Origin of the sequence: Streptomyces sp. NPDC006283 (genome assembly GCF_040613325.1) — a bacterium.
In the GTDB taxonomy this organism is placed as follows: domain Bacteria; phylum Actinomycetota; class Actinomycetes; order Streptomycetales; family Streptomycetaceae; genus Streptomyces.
Genome location: NZ_JBEXRZ010000146.1, coordinates 1 through 17287 on the forward strand (window position 1 = coordinate 1; position 17287 = coordinate 17287).

At 72.1% G+C, this 17287-nt stretch carries 13 protein-coding genes and 1 pseudogene; 4 read left to right on the forward strand and 10 right to left on the reverse strand.

The genetic code is table 11. From position 1 onward, the window contains the following. Positions 1-685, reverse strand: a 685-nt coding sequence (locus tag ABZ070_RS25510; RefSeq protein WP_356637655.1) for a tripartite tricarboxylate transporter substrate-binding protein, incomplete at its 3' end; no start/stop codon positions are given. 122 nt (positions 686-807) lie between these two features. Between ABZ070_RS25510 and ABZ070_RS25515 the strand changes: the two genes are divergently transcribed. Continuing rightward, positions 808-1494, forward strand: a complete 687-nt coding sequence (locus ABZ070_RS25515) for a response regulator (RefSeq protein WP_356637657.1) — start codon at positions 808-810, stop codon at positions 1492-1494. A gap of 7 nt (positions 1495-1501) precedes the next feature. On the opposite strand, the gene ABZ070_RS25520 is transcribed toward ABZ070_RS25515, so the two are convergent. From ABZ070_RS25520 to ABZ070_RS25530, 3 genes are all read right to left on the reverse strand, one after another. Further along, on the reverse strand, positions 1502-1861 hold the full coding sequence (locus tag ABZ070_RS25520) for a VOC family protein (RefSeq protein WP_356637658.1): 360 nt from the start codon (positions 1859-1861) through the stop codon (positions 1502-1504). A 74-nt stretch (positions 1862-1935) separates the two neighbouring features. After that, positions 1936-2580, reverse strand: coding sequence for a class I SAM-dependent methyltransferase (locus tag ABZ070_RS25525; RefSeq protein WP_356637659.1), 645 nt, complete (start codon positions 2578-2580; stop codon positions 1936-1938). Next, on the reverse strand, positions 2577-2915 hold the full coding sequence (locus ABZ070_RS25530) for a DUF427 domain-containing protein (RefSeq protein WP_356637660.1): 339 nt from the start codon (positions 2913-2915) through the stop codon (positions 2577-2579). Before ABZ070_RS25530 ends, ABZ070_RS25525 begins: the two co-directional genes overlap by 4 nt. A gap of 311 nt (positions 2916-3226) precedes the next feature. Here ABZ070_RS25530 and ABZ070_RS25535 point away from each other — a divergent pair, with 311 nt between their 5' ends. Both ABZ070_RS25535 and ABZ070_RS25540 read left to right on the forward strand, forming a co-directional pair. Further along, the gene (locus tag ABZ070_RS25535) at positions 3227-4231 is read left to right on the forward strand and encodes a right-handed parallel beta-helix repeat-containing protein (RefSeq protein ID WP_356637661.1); all 1005 of its coding nucleotides are present in this window, start codon (positions 3227-3229) and stop codon (positions 4229-4231) included. Positions 4232-4672: 441 nt separating this feature from the next. Next, positions 4673-5710, forward strand: a complete 1038-nt coding sequence (locus ABZ070_RS25540; RefSeq protein WP_356637662.1) for a lytic polysaccharide monooxygenase — start codon at positions 4673-4675, stop codon at positions 5708-5710. Between the two features lie 69 nt (positions 5711-5779). Here ABZ070_RS25540 and ABZ070_RS25545 read toward each other — a convergent pair whose 3' ends face one another. From ABZ070_RS25545 to ABZ070_RS25555, 3 genes are all read right to left on the reverse strand, one after another. After that, entirely contained in the window at positions 5780-6649 is an 870-nt protein-coding gene (locus ABZ070_RS25545) for an alpha/beta fold hydrolase (protein WP_356637663.1), read from the reverse strand. 159 nt (positions 6650-6808) lie between these two features. Beyond that, positions 6809-7789, reverse strand: coding sequence for a hypothetical protein (locus ABZ070_RS25550; protein ID WP_356637664.1), 981 nt, complete (start codon positions 7787-7789; stop codon positions 6809-6811). Continuing rightward, positions 7786-11232, reverse strand: a complete 3447-nt coding sequence (locus ABZ070_RS25555; protein WP_356637665.1) for a DNA polymerase III subunit alpha — start codon at positions 11230-11232, stop codon at positions 7786-7788. Before ABZ070_RS25555 ends, ABZ070_RS25550 begins: the two co-directional genes overlap by 4 nt. 266 nt (positions 11233-11498) lie before the next feature. Between ABZ070_RS25555 and ABZ070_RS25560 the strand changes: the two genes are divergently transcribed. Continuing rightward, positions 11499-12557 carry a DUF3533 domain-containing protein gene (locus tag ABZ070_RS25560; RefSeq protein ID WP_356637666.1) on the forward strand — a complete coding sequence of 353 codons (1059 nt, stop codon included), beginning with the start codon at positions 11499-11501 and terminating at the stop codon, positions 12555-12557. A gap of 353 nt (positions 12558-12910) precedes the next feature. Here the strand turns inward: ABZ070_RS25560 and pheT are convergent, their stop codons facing one another. From pheT to ABZ070_RS25575, 3 genes and pseudogenes are all read right to left on the reverse strand, one after another. Continuing rightward, positions 12911-15439 (reverse strand): phenylalanine--tRNA ligase subunit beta, encoded by a 2529-nt coding sequence (gene pheT / locus ABZ070_RS25565; protein ID WP_356637667.1) that lies wholly within the window; start codon positions 15437-15439, stop codon positions 12911-12913. Continuing rightward, positions 15439-16581, reverse strand: a complete 1143-nt coding sequence (gene pheS / locus ABZ070_RS25570) for a phenylalanine--tRNA ligase subunit alpha (protein ID WP_356637668.1) — start codon at positions 16579-16581, stop codon at positions 15439-15441. Before pheS ends, pheT begins: the two co-directional genes overlap by 1 nt. 158 nt (positions 16582-16739) lie before the next feature. Then, positions 16740-17249: pseudogene (locus tag ABZ070_RS25575) on the reverse strand (HAMP domain-containing sensor histidine kinase); the annotation flags it as partial. Positions 17250-17287 lie beyond the last annotated feature (38 nt).

Here is a 17287-nt window from a genome sequence, read left to right on the forward strand (position 1 = left end):
GCCGCAGCTCGCCCGACGTGATCTGGTCGAGGTACTCGCCGACGCCGGAGACGCCGAAGGCGACCTTGTTGCCCAGGATGGAGGCGAGCAGTTCGCCGCCGCCGTCGAAGGGGACGTAGTTGACGGACTTGGGGGCGATCCCTGCGGCCTGTGCCATCAGCATGGGCGCCAGGTGGTCGGGCCCACCGGGCGAGGACCCGCCGCCGACCGGCAGCTTGCCGGGGTCCTTCTTCCAGGCGGCGATCAGCTGGTCGATGGACTTGTACGGGGAGTCCTTGGCGACCACCACGATGTCCTGCTCCTCGGTGAGCCGGGCGATCGGGGTGGCGTCGGCGAGGGTCTTGGGCGACTTGTTGGTGTGCACGGCCCCGACGACGCCGAGGCCCATGGACATGGCGAGCTTGCCGTTCCCGTGCTCGCCGACGAGCCGGGTGAGGCCGACGGTGCCGCCGGCGCCGGGCAGGTTGAAGACCTCGATGTTGTGGGTGAGTCCGGCGTCCTCGGCGTTCTTGGCTGCCGTGCGGGCGGTGATGTCGTAGCCGCCGCCGGGGGTGTTGGGAACCATGAACCGCAGACCGGGAATCTGCGTACCGGTGTCGGCGCCGCTGCCGGTGGTGAGCAGCGGCGGCCCCACGAGCACCAGCAGTGCCGCCCCGAGCAGGGCAATGGGGGTGCGCAATCGCACGGCAACGCCTCTCGTCGTAGGAGTGTGAAGTGGCCCACATGTTGCCTGCGCGTTAAGAAGCTGTCTCTCTTCCGGAATCAACGGACGTTGTGGTCCTTGTGGTCGCGGCTTAGCGTGTCGGCGTGACAAAGGTGCTGGTGGTGGACGACGACTTCATGGTCGCCAAGCTGCACAGCCGCTATGTGTCCCAGGCGGAGGGCTTCACGGTCGTCGGGGTGGCCCACAGCGGTGCGGAGGCGCTGCGCGCCGCCGAGCGGCTGCGGCCCGATCTTGTGCTGCTCGACGTCTATCTGCCCGACATGGACGGGATCACCGTGCTGCGCGAACTGCGTGCGGCGGAGGAGCGTGACGCGGACCGGGTGAGCGCGGACGCCCTGTTCATCACGGCCGCACGGGACGCGGCGATCGTCCGGTCCGCCCTGCGGGCGGGCGCCCTGCACTATCTGATCAAGCCCTTCAACCAGGCGGCGCTGCATGAGCAGTTGCGGCACGTGGCCTCGCTGCGCTCGCGCCTCGACCGGCTGGACGAGGCGCGCCAGGAGGACGTCGACCAGATCTTCGGCACCCGGCCGCCCGGCTCCCGTGAGCTGCCCAAGGGCCTGGCGCCCCACACGGCGGAGCTGGTGGAGCGCATCCTGCGCGAGCACCCGGGCGACATGTCGGCCTCCGAGTGCGCGGAGGCGGGTTCGCTGTCGCGGGTGAGCGCTCGGCGGTATCTGGAGTACTTCGCGGAGACGGGCCGGGCCCAGGTCACGCTGCGTTACGGCGGTACGGGCAGGCCGGAACGCCGCTACCGCCGGATCGGCTGAAGTCCGGTCAGGCGGGCGGCTGGTGAAGCCCGAACGGGGAGCCCTGGTCGTCGTGGCAGAGCTGGAAGCGGCCGAAGCGGGCGACCGACTCCTCGTCGCCGCCGACGTCGAGGTCGTCGACGGTGCCGCCGAGCTCACGCACCCGTGCGACGGCCAGCTGCATGTCGTCGACCTTGATGAACAGGTACGGGCTCGCTCCCGCGTCCCCTCCGTGCACTCCCCCAGGGACGCCCGGGGTGCGGATCGCGTATCCGCCGCCCTCGGTCGTACCGGCTTCGAACGTCCAGCCGAACAGCCCGGTGTAGAAGGTCCGGGCCTGTTCGGAGTCACCCACGCCCAGCTCGAAGAACGAGATCTCCCCGGCCATGTCTTCTCCCGACGTCCTCGGAACCCGGTGCGGTCCCACGCTACGGCGGGCGGGGGGCGGCCGCATCCGGCCGCTCAGGCCGGCCTGTGGGCGTGGACGTACAGGTGCTCCTCGGGCTGCGCGCCCGGCCCGTGCGGACGGTAGAGGGCGCTGTGGTGGTGCACCACCTCCAGGCCGGCCTCCTCCAGCACCCGCAGCTGATCGTCGGTGGCCAGACTGCTGACGGTGACCTGGTGTCCCATCCACACGATGTCCAGGCCCCTGATGTCGCCGGGCACGGTGGCCATGGCGAACGACCCGCCGGGCGCCACCCAGGACGCCACCCTGGCCAGCGACTCCGCCACTTCCGGCTGGTCCATCACCAGCAGCGGGAAGAAGGCGCACACCGCGTCGAACCCGCCGTCCGGTGCCCGGTAGGTGCGGACATCGGCCTGTTCGAAGCGGGCGGCGGGCACCTGCTCCCGAGCGAGCCGGACCATCTCGGCCGACACGTCGATGCCGGTGACTGCGAAGCCCGCGCGGGCCAGGGTCTCGGCGGCGGGGCGGCCGGTACCGCTGCCCACGTCCAGCACCCGGGCAGCGGGCGCGAGGCGGCCGGTGAGCCAGTCCAGGGCGGCGAGTTGGCCGGGGACGTCGGCGAAGACCTCCTCGTAGCGCGCGCCCACCTCGTCGAAGACCTCCGCGGCGGACGCGCCCCGGGGCTGCGGCGTATCGCTCACCTGACCACCTCCGTGTCGTAGAAGCAGTAGTGATCGGCGATGGCGGCCACACCGGGTTTCGGATCGGGGTAGGCCCAGACCATATCGTCCGCGCCGGGCACCGACCAGTAGGAGGCGTCGCCCTTGAACGGGCAGTGGGTGCGCGTGGCGGAGGGGGTCAGAAGATCCGTCCGTACGTGGGCGGCCGGGAGGTAGTAGCGGACCGGGCAGCCGGTCTCGCGCAGGACCAGGGGCCGACGGCTCTCGGCGAGCACCCGCCCGTCCCGTACGACGCGTACATGTTCGGTGCCGGGCTCGACCGTGATCCGGTGAGCCCCCCCGAGGCTCTGTGCCACCTTCCGTGGCGGGTGTGAGGTCATACCCGGGTCAGCGTCCGGGCGGAGCTCGGTGTTCCCGGCCGCCATCGCGAGCTGCGTCCACAGGCCGGCCCGGGGGTGTGGGGCGATCGGGGGATTGTCCGCCGCCGGCGGTACGGACGGCGGCGGAGCAGGGAACCGCTCCACCCGGGGCGGAGGCTGAGCACGCCCTGGAACCCGTCATGGCGGTCCAGGCCGACGCGGGCCGCCGGGATCGCCGGTCCGCGTGGACAAGACCACATAAGCCACATCCGGCCCTCCGGGGCCGCCCGACAGCTTACGGAGACCAGATGACCAGACCACGCCCGGGGACGAGTCCGTGGGCGCGGGCCGTGGCGGGCGCCCTGGCCGGTTCGGCCGGCCTGCTCGGTGTCGCGGCGCCCCCCGCGGCCGCCGCGGTCGTGACGGTGAACTGCACGGCCGACCCCGCGGCCCTGGGCCAGGCGATTGCCGATGCCGACCCGGGAGACACCCTCGGAGTCCGCGGGACCTGCGACGGCCCTTTCACCATCGGCAAGAACCTGAACCTCACCGGCATCGGGAACGCCGTCCTCGACGGCAACGGCGCCGGCTCCACCGTCACGGTCAACTCGGGCGTCATTGCCCGGATCAGCCGCCTCCGCGTCACCGGAGGGGCCAGCCCCCTCGCATTCGGCGGCGGAATCGACAACAGCGGCTCGCTGACCGTCAGCCGCTCCACCGTGAGCGGCAACTCCGCCATCGGCGGCGGCGGCATCTACAACGCCGGCACGGTGACCGTCACCCGCTCCACCGTGAGCGGGAACACCGCCGGACTGGGCGGCGGCATCTTCAGCAACGGCACGCTGACCGTCACCCGTTCCACGGTGAGCGGGAATACCAACGGCGGCATTTACAGCCTGGTTTCGGGGGGTACACCGATCACGGTCACCCGTTCCACCGTGAGCGACAACACCGGACTGGGCGGCATCATCAACAGCGGGGGCACACTGACGGTCACCCGCTCCACCCTGAGCGGCAACACCTCCGACACCGGCGGCGGCGGCCTCTTCACGGACAGCCGGACGACGCTGGAACGCTCCACCGTGCGCGGCAACACCGCCAGTGGTGGCAGCAACGGCGGAGGGATTTTCCATCAGGAAGGCACGCTCAGGCTGGTGCGGTCCGAAGTGACGCGCAACACCGCCACCGGCGGCTTTGGCGGCGGCATCTTCAGCGACGCCCCGTCGGATGTGACGCTCGAAAGGTCCGAGGTGCGCAGGAACGCCCCGGACAACTGCGCCCCGCTCAGCGCCATCGCAGGCTGCCAGGGCTGACCGGCACTCCCCTGAGACGGGTCCGGGGCAGGCCGACCGCAGTGCCGCCGTCAGACGTCGGCGGCCGGCCCGGCCCGCCCGTGGGCCGTGTCGAGGGACCGCGCGCCGCCGGGGAGCCGGGTGGGGGCCACCCCGAGGACACCAGGTAGCTCCCGGCGGACGACCACGGACGCGACGCACCCGGCCTCGGTGCTCGGACGAGCGTGAACATCTCGCTTCCTGAGCCCCCTCTTAGTGCCGCCTTAAAGGGGCCATAAGGATCGCCATCACCCTCCTCCAGCAGCCGATTTAGCCGTCGCGAGCGGCTAACTTGCTGATCGCCGGGGCCGGTTCGCGCAGTCGGCGCCGTGGGTCGAGAGGCCCGTAGTCCGCGGGGGGCTGTACCGCCTGTTCGAGCCGCGTCCCGTGTCCCCCCATAGCCGTTTGAAGGAGAACGTCCCCATGACCGCTCGCCGCAAGGTCACCTCGGTCGCCGTACTCGGCCTCACGCCGCTCGCGCTCGCCGGCCTCGCCAGTGCTCCGGCGTCCGCGCACGGTTCGATGACCGACCCGGTCAGCCGGATATCCGCCTGCTTCGCGGAGGGCCCGGAGAGCCCCGACTCGGCGGCGTGCAAGGCGCTGGTCGCGGCGGGCGGGACGCAGCCGCTGTACGACTGGAACGAGGTCAACATCGCCAACGCGGCAGGGAACCACCGGCAGTTGATCCCGGACGGCAAGCTGTGCAGCGCGGGCCGTGACAAGTACAAGGGCCTCGACCTGCCGCGTGCGGACTGGCCGTCGTCCCCGCTCGCGTCCGGGAACCGCACCTTCCACTACAAGGCGACCGCGCCCCACAAGGGCTCCTTCGAGCTGTACCTCACGAAGGACGGGTACGACCCCACCAAGCCCCTGAAGTGGTCGGACCTGGAGGAGAAGCCGTTCGCCAAGGTCACCGACCCGAAGCTGGAGAACGGGTCGTACGTCTTCGACGGCATCGTGCCGAACAAGTCCGGCCGGCACCTGATCTACTCGATCTGGCAGCGGTCCGACTCCCCCGAGGCGTTCTACACCTGCTCCGACGTGGTGTTCGGCAAGGACAACGGCGGCGGGGCACCGGCGCCGGAGGCGAGCGCCCCCTCCGAGCAGGACATCGAAGCCGGATCGGACAAGTCCACGGTGGACCACGGCGGTCACGGCGGCGACGACCACAGCGACCAGACGGGCGCCGCTCCTGCCGAGCAGCCGGCACAGAAGCCGGACACGGCGCCGGCCGAGCAGCCGGCCGACGGGTCCGCGGACAACGCTCCCGAGGCGAAGAGCGCCGCGGAGCCCGCCGCCGCCCCGAAGGCCTCGGGGGAGAACCTCGCGGAGACCGGCGGCGACAGCAGCACCACGTACATGGCGGTCGGCGGTGCGGCCGCGCTCGCGGTCGGTGCCGCCGCGTTGTTCGGCGCCGGCCGGCGCAGGACCGCGACGGCGGGCGGCCGGCACAGCCGCTGACCGGACAGCAACAAGGCTGCCCTCCGCTCGCTGCGAGCGGAGGGCAGCCTCACTCGTGACCGGTGCGGGTCAGCCGAAGACCGACGCGCAGGTCGTGGGTTTCGCATGCGCCGGGTCGAGCGCGTTGGCCACCTCGTGGTAGGCGATCAGGTCGAACACACCGATCGCCACATGTTCCGAGAGGTCGAGGGGGCACAGGTCCTGGAGCAGTACGTTGCGGACGTTCGGCCCGCTCAGGTACTGCGAACGCCAGGGGGTGACCACCTCGTCGTAGCGGGTCGCGATGACGGTGTAGCGCACGCCGGGCACGGTGTCGCCGCCCGCGTTGAGTTCGGTGAGGAAGGCCGATCCGGCGACCTGGTCGGCGAGGGCGGGGGTGTGGGTGCCGAGCAGGTCGGCCGCTCCGGGGAAGTACGGCAGCAGCTTGGTGAACCCGTTCAGGGTGGTGCCGTGGTTGCTCGGCGCTATGCCGATCAGGGCGTTGACCTTGTCCGCCCCGCCCAGGAACTTCAGGTAGTGGCGCGGCATCATGCCGCCCTGGGAGTGGCCGACGATGTCGGCCTCGGCGGCGCCGGTGGAGGCAAGCACCTTGTCGACATAGGCGTCGAGTTGCTGCGCCGATTTGTCGATGGGGCCGAGACCGTGGAAGAAGGGCACGTCGGGGAGTTGCCCGTAGTCGAGGGAGAAGACGCAGTAGCCGCGTTTCACCAGGTACGGGGCGAGGACGAGCCAGTTGTCGACGGAGTTGCCGAGCGTTCCGTGGACGAGGACGACGGGGCGGGGGTGGGCGGTGGAGGGCTTGCAGCTGTAGTCGTTCCAGCCACGGCTGGGCGCGGCGGCGGTGGATTCCGCGGTGGCGGTGGCGGCGGGGGTGAGGGCGACTGCCACTGCGAGCATGAGGGCCGACAGTGGTCTGAGCGCACGTTTCCAAGGCAGCATCGGTCGGTCTCCTTGCGGCTCAAGGGAGTTCGATGGCTGGATTTGCTGTGCTCACGACAACTTACGGGCGAGTAACCACGGCTGGGAAGTTACGCGTCGGTAAAGAACTGACTTTTCTTCAAGACATACGAAACGACCTGTAGCGCAGGTCAGACCGCCTCAGGCCGCCAGCGACCCCGGCACGATCGCCCGCGGACCGAACTTCGCACGGGCCCGGTCCGCCACCTCCTCGAGGCGCCGCGCCCGCTCGTCGGCGGGGTCGAACATCAGCTGACGCGCCGCCCGTTCGGCCTCCGTCAGACCCTCGGCCCGCAACGACAGACCCCGCACCCTGGCCCGCTGCAGACCGAGCCCCTCATGGAGCGCGTACGCGGCACCGGCGAGCGCCGCCGAGTGGGCGGTGGGCTCGCGCAGGGTGCGGGTGCGGGTGGTCGTGGACCGGTCGGCGTAACGGACGGTGAGCGTCAGCGACGTGCACACCTGACGCTCACCGCGCATCCGCGCACCCAGCTCCTCCGCGAGCGAGAGCAGCGCCCGACGGTGCTCGCTCTGGTCCAACTCGTCGAAACCGAAGGCCCGTTCGGCGCCCATCGACCGGGAGAGGGCGTTCGGGACGACCGCCGTGCGGTCGATGCCGCGTGCCCGTTCCCACACCTCGCGTCCGGCCCGCGCGCCCAGGATCCGCTGGATCACGGCGAGCGGCGCGGCGGCGAGGCGACCGACGGAGTCGAGACCGTATGCGCACAGCGTGCGGGCGGTCGCCCGGCCCACCCCGTCGAGCGCGGTGACCGGCTTGCCGGCCAGGTAGGCGGCGGACTCCTCCTCCGTCACCACCAGGGTCGTACCGGGCGAGGCATCGCGCGCGGCCATCCTGGCGAGCATGGGCGTCGGGCCGACGCCGATCACGCAGTCGACGCCGCGGTGCGCGAGCGCCCGGACCCGCAGCAGCGAGGCGAGCTGGGCCGCGTCCCGCCCGAAGTACCGCTCCGCTCCTCGGACGTCGACGAGTGCCGCGTCGGGTGGCAGCGCCTGGACGACGGGGCTGATGTCCTCGGCTAGGGCGAGCAGCGCGGGCAGCGCGGCTTCGACGCCCACCACCTCGAGCGCCGGCTCCGGAAGGAAGCGCACAAAGAGGATCATCCGGCACTCCCAGGGCTCTGGTGCCACAACTTCCTTCCGCCCGGAGCCGGTTCACCGGCGGGCCTGAGGTCCGCCCACGGGTTCATCTCGTATCCCGTCGGCATCTTGATACGGCGGCCGTTGTCGCTCCCGTCGTCCTGCCGCGGCGCCGGCTCCGCCAGGCGTGCCGCGACCGCCTCGAGGCCGCCGGTGCGCCGCAGCTCCACCAGCTCCGCCAGGTTCCAGGCGGCCGCGCCGACCACGCTGAGGCTGCGCGGTCCACGCCGCTGCACCACTCCGCGCACCAGCAGCAGCCAGGAGTGGAAGACGGTGTGGGCGCAGGCGGCGTGGCTGTCGTCGAAGAAGGCGAGGTCGACCAGGCCGGTGCCGTCGTCGAGCGTGGTGAAGATGACCCGCCTGCCGGAGCGGATCGGCGGCGTCTGGGTGGCCGCCTTCGCGCCGGCGACCAGGACCGTGCGTCCGTGCGCCGCACCGCGCAGCCGCTGGGCGGAGAGCACGCCCAGCTCGGCCAGGAAAGCCTGGTGATCCGCCATCAGATGACGGGAGGCATCCATGCCGAGCACCCCGAGCTCGGCGCTGAGGCGTTCGGCGTCCCCCAGGTCGGGCAGCCCGACGGGCGCGGTCTTCCGGCCCTGGGCCAGCGGCAGCTGGCTGCCGTAGGACACCGTTCCCCGCTGGGTGCGGTGGAGTTCGGCGAGGTGCAGCAGCAGGTCGCGCCGGTTGGCGCCGAAGGCGTCGAGCGCGCCGACCTGGGCGAGCCGCTCGGCGACCGGCCGACCGGGCCGGGCCCGCTGCCAGAAGTCCAGCAGAGAGGAGTACGGCTGCCCGGCCTCGATGCGGGCCGTCTCGGCCGCGCTGATGCCATGGACGTCCGCGAGGGCGAGCCGCAGCCCCCATCGCGCCGGCTCTCCGGCCCCCAGGACCTCTGGATCAGACACCAGTTCGATTCGATGAGCGGCGCCGGACCGGTTCACATCCAGCGGCAGCACCGGCACCCCGCGTCGTCGCGCGTCCGCCAGCAGCAGCCGCTTGGGATACATCCCGGGGTCATGGGTGAGAAGCCCCGCGTAGAAGGCCGCCGGGTGATGCGCCTTGAGCCACGCGGACTGGTACGTCGGCACGGCGAACGCGACCGCGTGCGCCTTGCAGAAACCGTACGACCCGAAGGCCTCGACGATCTCCCAGGTCCGGCCGATCACCTCGGGCGCGTACCCCTTCGCCCCGGCGTTCTGCGCGAACCAGGCCTTGATCTTCCCCTGCGACTCCGGGTCGGAGAGCCCGCGCCGCACGCGGTCGGCCTCGTCCCGCCCGCAGCCGGTCATGATGTTCAGGATCTCGATGACCTGCTCATGGAAGACCACGACTCCGTACGTCTCCCTCAGCGGTCCCTCCAGATCCGGGTGCGGATAGCGGGCGGGCGCGCGACCGTGCCTGGCCTCGATGAACGGCCGCACCATGTCGGCCGCGACCGGGCCCGGCCGGAACAGCGAGATGTCGACGACCAGGTCGCCGAACGTCTCCGGCTGCAGCCGCCCCACCAGGTCGCGCTGGCCGGGCGACTCGATCTGAAAACAGCCCAGCGTCTCGGTGGACTTGATCAGCCGGTACGTCTCCGGGTCGCCGGGCGGTACGGCGTCGACATCCACCTCTTCGCCGGTGGCCCGCCGCACCTCGGCGACCGCATGTGCGATCGCCGACTGCATCCGCACCCCGAGGACGTCGAGCTTGAGCAGCCCGAGCTCCTCCACGTCGTCCTTGTCGAACTGCGACATGGGGAAGCCCTCACCGCTGGTGGGCATCACCGGTGTACGGGTGAGCAGCGAGGCGTCGGAGAGCAGCACGCCGCACGGATGCATGGCGATCCCGCGGGGCAGCGCGTCCAGCGCCTCGACCAGCTCCCACAGCCGCTTCCTGCCCTTCAACTCCTCCGCGACGGAACGCAGTTCCGGAAGCTCGTCCAGGGCGGCGCGGGCGTCACGGGCCCGGATGTGCGGGAAGGACTTGGCGATCCTGTCGATCTCGGCCGGATCCATGGACAGGGCCGCGCCCACGTCCCGTACGGCGTGGCGAACCCGGTAGGTTTCCGGCATGGCGACGGTCGCGACCCGCTCCTGCCCGAAGCGGTCGATGATCGCACGGTAGACCTCGAGCCTGCGTGCGGACTCCACGTCCATGTCGATGTCGGGCAGGACGCGGCGCCGCTTGGACAGGAAGCGCTCCATCAGCAGCCCGTGCTCGACCGGGTCGGCATGCGCGATGCCGAGGAGGTGGTTGACCAGGGAACCGGCCCCGGAACCGCGTGCCGCGACCCGGATGCCCATACCCCTGACATCGTCCACGACTTGAGCGACCGTCAGGAAATAGGAGGCGAAGCCGTGGTGGGCGATGATGTCCAGCTCATGGTGCATCCGCTCCCAGTACTCGCGCCGGCCGTCGTAACCGCGCAGCACCATCCCGGCGGCGGCCCGGGAGGCCAGCACCCGCTGTGCCGTGCGGTGCTCGGCGCCGACGAGGCCCGGCTCCGGGAAGTGGACGCTGCCGATCCCGAGATCGTCCTCGGGGTCGACCAGGCATTCGGCGGCCGTCTCCTCGGTCATGGCGAGCAGCCGGTGCGCGGTGTCGCGCCGGAAGCCGGCGGCCTGCGCGACCCGGTCGGCGAGGCCCGCCATCGCGGCCGGGTCCTTGAGCCAGCGCTCACCGCTGTCGAGGCCCTTGCGCGGGTCGATCGGCACCAGGCGGCGGGCCGCGTCGAGGACGTCGGCGACCGGGCCCCGGCCGGGGTCGGCGTACCGGACGGCGTTGGTCAGCACGGCCCGTACACCCTGCTCCGCGGCGAGGCCGAGCGTACGGGCGGCGTGACGCAGCGAACCGGCGCCGGTGCCGTCCCGGCCGTGGTGCACGACCTCCAGGCACAGCCGGTCCCCGTACCTCTCCCGCCAGGGGACGAGCAGCCTGGCCGCCCGGTCGGGGCGGCCGGCGGCCAGCGCCCTGCCCACCTCGGAGTCCGGTCCGAGCAGTACGGTCAGCCCGTCGCCGTGGTTGTCGCCCCAGGGCAGCAGCGGGCTGCGGGGATCGTCCGCGTGGGCGGCGGTGATCATCCTGCACAGTTCGGTCCAGCCGCGCCGGTCACGTGCGAGGTAGAGGGTGCGGGGCGCGGACTCGTCGACGAACGCGCCGCCGCGCACCGGGGTACGGCGCCGCTCCGCGAGCCCCTCCTGCCGTTCGCGCTCCCCCACCGCGAGGTCCACCCCGAACAGCGGCCGGACGCCCTCGTCGGCGCAGGCCTTGGCGAAGCGGACCGTGCCCGCGAGGGTGTCGCGGTCGGTCAGCGCGAGGGCGTCCATGCCGCGCTCGGCGGCACGCCCGGCCAGCCGCTCCGGGTGGGACGCTCCGTACCGCAGGGAGAACCCGGAAACGGTGTGCAGATGCGTGAAGCCTGACACCTGCACCTCCTGGATCAGTCGTTCTCACCTCCCCCACCTCCACCATAGACCAGTTTCGAACATGCGTACGACACATTGTTCGATGCCCGTTCGAGCGACGATCGAGGCTCCTCCCCCGGCCCCTACGCGGCGGCCCCCGGCTGTCTGGAAACGGCGCCCGTACGGCCGGGCAGTGTGCCCGCAAGCCGCATGCCGACCACCGCCACGCTTGGCCCATTCGGCCCGCCCCGCCTGCGCGGGCAGCGGACGCCGTCGAGCGTGGGGCCATGACACAGACGGCGCAGACGGCGCAGACGGACGACCACCGATCACGCAAGGGCCTCCGCCAAGAGATCAAGGACGCGGTGAGCGTGCGGGCGGCGGTCCTTGTCATCGGGGTGCTGGCGCTCCAGCTCGCATTCATCACGTCGTACATCGGCGCCTTTCACCAGCCGAAGCCGCACCGGATCGCGGTCGCGGTCACTTCGCCCGACACCCAGATCGCCGACGAGGCCCTGTACCGCCTCGACCGGCTGCCGGGCCAACCGCTCGCCCCGCGCACCGTCGGCGACGAGGCGAGCGCCCGCCGGCAGATCACGGAACGGAAGATCGTCGGCGCGCTCGTCATCGACCCCCGAAGCACCACCGACCGGCTGTTGGTCGCCGGCGGCGCGGGCGGGGCACTCGTGCAGGCACTCACCGAGATCGTGGCCACGGTGCAGAAGTCGCAGGGCCGCACCGCGCGGGTCGTGGACGTGGTACCCGGCGCGGCGGGCGACGCGCGCGGGCTCTCCGCGTTCTATCTGGTGGTCGGCTGGTGCGTGGGCGGCTATCTGTGCGCGGCGATCCTGGCGATCAGCGCCGGCGCCCGGCCCGCCAACGCGCACCGCGCCGTCATCCGGCTGGGCGTACTGCTGCTGTACTCGGCCGTGGCCGGGCTGCTCGGCGCGATGATCGCGAGCCCTGTCCTGGACGCCCTGCCGGGCAGCGTCTGGGCCTTCTGGGGGCTGGGCACGCTGGTGGTCTTCGCGGTCGGCGCACTCACGCTGGCGCTGCAGGGGCTGGCGGGGATCGTCGGAATCGGCCTGGCGATCCTGCTGGTGGTCGTCCTCGGCAATCCCAGCGCGGGAGGCGCCTACCCGTACCCCCTGCTGCCGCCGTTCTGGCAGGCGATCGGCCCGGCACTGCCACCGGGGGCGGGCACGTACGCGGCACGCTCGATCGCGTACTTCCGGGGGAACGGAGCGGGCGGACCGATGCTGGTGCTCGCGGCATGGGCGGTGGTGGGCGCGGCAGTGACTCTGGCGTGCGCGAAGCTTCGGAGGGGGCGGGTGACGGTGGCGTAACGGGGGCCGCGTGCCGCCTGCGGCGGGCCGTTTCCCCACCCCGCCCCTTCCCGAAACCGGGCTCCGCCCGGACCCGTACCGCGCTGCGCGCGGTGTCCTCAATCTCCCCCTACGGCCTGCGGCCGTGGGTGGGGGTACCTCCCACGCCGCCAGGCGTAGGGGGAGTGCCCCCAGACGGGCGGACTATGTCACGCCGGCGATTGAGGCGCGGGGGTCCGGGGGCAGAGCCCCCGGTTCGGGAAGGGGCGGCAGGGGAACAAGCCCGCCGCAGGCGCGCGCACCCCCGCACCCTCACGCCCGCGACGCGGAAGGGCCGGCCCGGATCGCTCCGGGCCGGCCCCTCATGGCGGACGTCAGGCGCCGCGCAGCACCGCGCCGTGCCGCTCGGCCGCGAGTGCCACCGCCGCGTCGCGCGCGGCCGTCGCCTCCTCGACCGTCAGCGTGCGGTCCGCCGCGCGGAAGCGCAGCGCGTACGCCAGGGACTTGCTGCCCCCGCCGATCTGCTCACCGGTGAAGACGTCGAACAGCCGGAGGGATTCCAGGAGTTCGCCCGCGCCCTCACGCAGGGCGGCCTCCACGTCGGAAGCGGCCACGTCGTCCGCGACGACGAGCGCGACATCCTGTGTCGCCACCGGGAACGTGGAGATCCGCGGCGCCTGCACGGCACCTTCGGCTGCCCGCTCCAGGACGTCGAGTTCGATCTCCATCGCACAGGTGCGGTCCGGCAGGTGCAGCGCCTTGACGACCCGCGGGTGCAGCTCGCCGGCGTGGCCGACGAGCGTCTCCTCGCCGCCCACCGTCGCGTAGAACGCGGCGCAGCGGCCGGGGTGCCAGGGCGCGTGCTGGTCGGCGCGGACGGTCAGTTCGACGCCGGCCTCGCGGCCGAGCAGCCGGCCGGCCTCGACCGCGTCGGCCCAGACGGCCGGGCGGCCCTTGCCCCACCAGCCGCCCTGTTCGCGGGTGCCCGCGAGGACGACGGCGGCGCGGTGCGGCTGACGCGGCAACGCGGCGTCGAGTCCGGCGATCTCCTCGTCGGTGGGACGGCGGTCGACGGGCAGGCGCACGGCGCGCCCTTCCTCGCCGGTGGGCCGGAAGACGAGACCGGTCTCGAAGAGCGCCAGGTCGTGGCTGCCGCGCCCGTCGTTGCGCCGCAGGGCGCCGAGGAGGCCGGGCAGCAGCGTGGTGCGCAGCGCGGGCTCCTCGTCGGAGAGCGGGTTGACGAGCTTGACCAGACGACGGCGGGCGTCGTCCGCCTCCAGCCCGAGCTGGTCGAGGACCTGCTCGCCGATGAAGGGGTAGTTCGGCGCCTCGACGTAGCCGGCGCCGGCCAGCGCGCGGCCGACGCGGCGGTGCAGGCGCTGGCGCGCGGTGAGGCCACGGCCGGACGGCGGCGTGGGGAGCGTCGAGGGGAGGTTCTCGTAGCCCTCGAGCCGGATGACCTCTTCCGCCAGGTCGTTCGGCTCTACGAGGTCGGGCCGCCACGACGGGACGGTGACGACGAGCTCGTCCTGGCCCACGACGTCGCAGCCGACCTCCTGGAGGCGGCGCACGACCGTCTCGCGGCCGTAGGCGACACCCGCGACACGGTCGGGGTGGTCCGCCGGCATCGTGATCGTCCGCGGGGCGCGGGGCGCGACGACCTCGGTGACCCCGCCCTCCGCCGTACCGCCGGCGAGCAGCACCAGCAGGTCGACGGTGCGCTGCGCGGCGGCAGCGGCGGCCTGCGGGTCGACACCGCGCTCGAAGCGCTTGGACGCCTCGGAGGCCAGCTTGTGCCGGCGCGCGCTGCGGGCGATCGAGATCGGGTCGAAGTGCGCGGCCTCGATGACGACCTCGGTGGTGCCCACCATCCGGCCGGTCTCCGGGTCGGGCGTGGCATCGGCGATCTCGGTGTTCGCGCCGCCCATGACACCCGCGATGCCGATGGGCCCGCGGTTGTCGGTGATGACCAGGTCCTCGGCGTCGAGGACGCGCTTGGTGCCGTCGAGCGTGGTGAGCTTCTCCCCCGGCTCCGCGCGCCGCACTCCGATCGGCCCGTCGAGGCGGGAGCGGTCGTAGGCGTGCAGCGGCTGGCCGAGCTCGAGCATCACGTAGTTGGTGATGTCGACGGCGAGCGAGATCGGGCGCATCCCGGCCTTCTGCAGGCGGCGCTGCAGCCAGATCGGGGAGTGGGCCTCGGGCTCGAGACCGACGACGGTGCGCGCGGTGAAGCGGTCGCAGCCGATCGGGTCGGAGACCTGGACGGGGTAGCCGTACGAGTTGGCGCCGGGGACGTCGAGCAGGGCCGGGTCGCGCAGCGGCAGGCCGTAGGCGGTGGCGGTCTCACGGGCGACACCGCGCATCGACAGGGCGTAGCCGCGGTCGGGCGTGACGGCGATGTCGAGCACCTCGTCGACGAGCTCGAGGAGCTCGATGGCGTCGGTGCCGACCTCATGCTCGGGCGGCAGCACGATGATGCCGCCGCTGCCGTCGTCGCCCATGCCGAGCTCGTCGCCGGAGCAGATCATGCCGTGGGACGTCCTGCCGTACGTCTTGCGGGCGGCGATCGCGAAGTCGCCGGGCAGCACGGCGCCGGGGAGGACCACGACGACCTTGTCGCCGACGGAGAAGTTGCGGGCACCGCAGACGATCTCCTGCGGCTCCCCGCTGCCGTTGGCCTGACCCACGTCGACGGTGCAGAAGCGGATGGGCTTCTTGAACTCCGTCAGCTCCTCGATGGTGAGGACCTGGCCGACGACGAGGGGGCCCTTGAGCCCGGCGCCGAGCTGCTCGACGGTCTCGACCTCGAGCCCGGCGGCGATGAGCTTGGCCTGGACGTCACGGCCGGTCTCGGTCGCCGGCAGGTCGACGTACTCCCGCAGCCAAGAAAGCGGGACCCGCATCAGATCTCCATCCCGAACGGCCGGGTGAACCGGACGTCACCCTCGACCATGTCTCGCATGTCTTCGACGTTGTGGCGGAACATCAGCATCCGCTCGATGCCGAACCCGAAGGCGAATCCGCTGTACTTACTGGGGTCGACGCCGCAGGCGGTGAGCACCTTCGGGTTGACCATGCCGCAGCCGCCGAGCTCGATCCAGCCCTCGCTGGAGCAGGTGCGGCAGGGCCGGTCCGGGTTGCCCACGGACTCGCCGCGACAGACGTAGCAGAGCATGTCCATCTCGGCGGACGGCTCGGTGAACGGGAAGAAGTTCGGCCGGAGCCTGGTCTTCATGTCCGGACCGAAGAGTGCCTGGACCATGTGGTCGAGGGTGCCCTTGAGGTCGGCCATGGTCAGACCCTCGTCGACCGCGAGCAGCTCGATCTGGTGGAAGACAGGGGTGTGCGTGGCGTCCAGCTCGTCCGTGCGGAAGACCCGGCCGGGGCACACCACGTAGACGGGCGGCTCACGGCGGAGCAGGGAACGGGCCTGCACCGGGGAGGTGTGGGTCCGCAGCACGACGCCGGACTCCTCGCCGGAGCCCTCGGCCCGGGAGGCGCCGTCGGACGCGTGGACGAAGAAGGTGTCCTGCATCTGCCGGGCCGGGTGGTCGGGCGTGAAGTTGAGGGCGTCGAAGTTGAACCACTCCGCCTCGACCTCGGGGCCTTCGGCGATCTCGTACCCCATCGACACGAAGATGTCGGCGACGCGCTCCATCATCGTGGTCAGCGGGTGGCGGGCACCGGCAGGCACGCGGTCGTAGGGCAGCGTGACGTCGACCGACTCCTCCACGAGCACCCGGGCGTCGCGCTCGGCCTCGAGTTCGGCCTGGCGGGCGGCGAGCGCCTTGCCGACGGCGGCGCGGGCCTGGCCCACGCGCTTGCCGGCCTCGGCCTTGGCCTGCGGCGGCAGTGCGCCGATCTCGCGGTTGGCGAGGGAGAGCGGCGAGGTGCCGGAGGTGTGCGCGGACTTCGCGTGGGCGAGCGCTTCGAGGGAGTCTGCGGCGGCGAAGGCGGCGAGCGCCTCGTCCCGCATGCGCTCGATCTCATCCGGTTTCAGTGCCTCGACCTCAACAGGGTCGTAGGACTTATTGGGTGCGGACATCTCTTCCCGTACTTCCGATGGGCTGGCTGGGGACCCCGCACGTCGACCAAGGACGACCGAGGACGCAAAGGTGCCAAAGGTCGAGTCTAACGGGGTGTGGAGCGGCGAATGAGCCCGCGGGCTGCCCGGGCGGTCCCTGTGCGATCCGGGACGGACCGCTACTGGAGATACGCCGGGGCGCCGACGGGCAGGATAAATCGGAACTCGGCACCGCCGCCGGGTCCCCGGCCGACGGTGATCGTCCCGCCGTGCGCCTCGACGATGCCCTTGACGATGTAGAGGCCGAGGCCGGTGCCGCCCCGCTTGCTCCCCCGCCAGAAGCGGGTGAAGACCCGTCCCATCGACTCCTCCGGAATGCCGGGGCCCTCGTCGCTGACGGTGACGGCGGTGCCGGCACCGCTCCGCTCACGGGGCGGGGACCAGGGCGCTATGTCGATGGTGACAGTTCCCTCTCCGTGCCGCACCGCGTTTTCCAGCAGGTTGCCCAGCACCTGGTCGACCTTGTCCGGGTCGGCCCACAGGTCGGGCAGCGGCCCGCTGACGTGGACCCGGAAGCGATCCGGGGCCTGCCCCGCCGCCACATGGGCCTCGACGTGGCGGCGCACGGCGGCCCCGAGGTCGACGGGCTGGCGTCGCACCTCGAGCCGTCCCGAGTCGATGCGGGAGATGAACCGCGAGTCCCCTTCCTTCTTTTACGTCCCCTCAC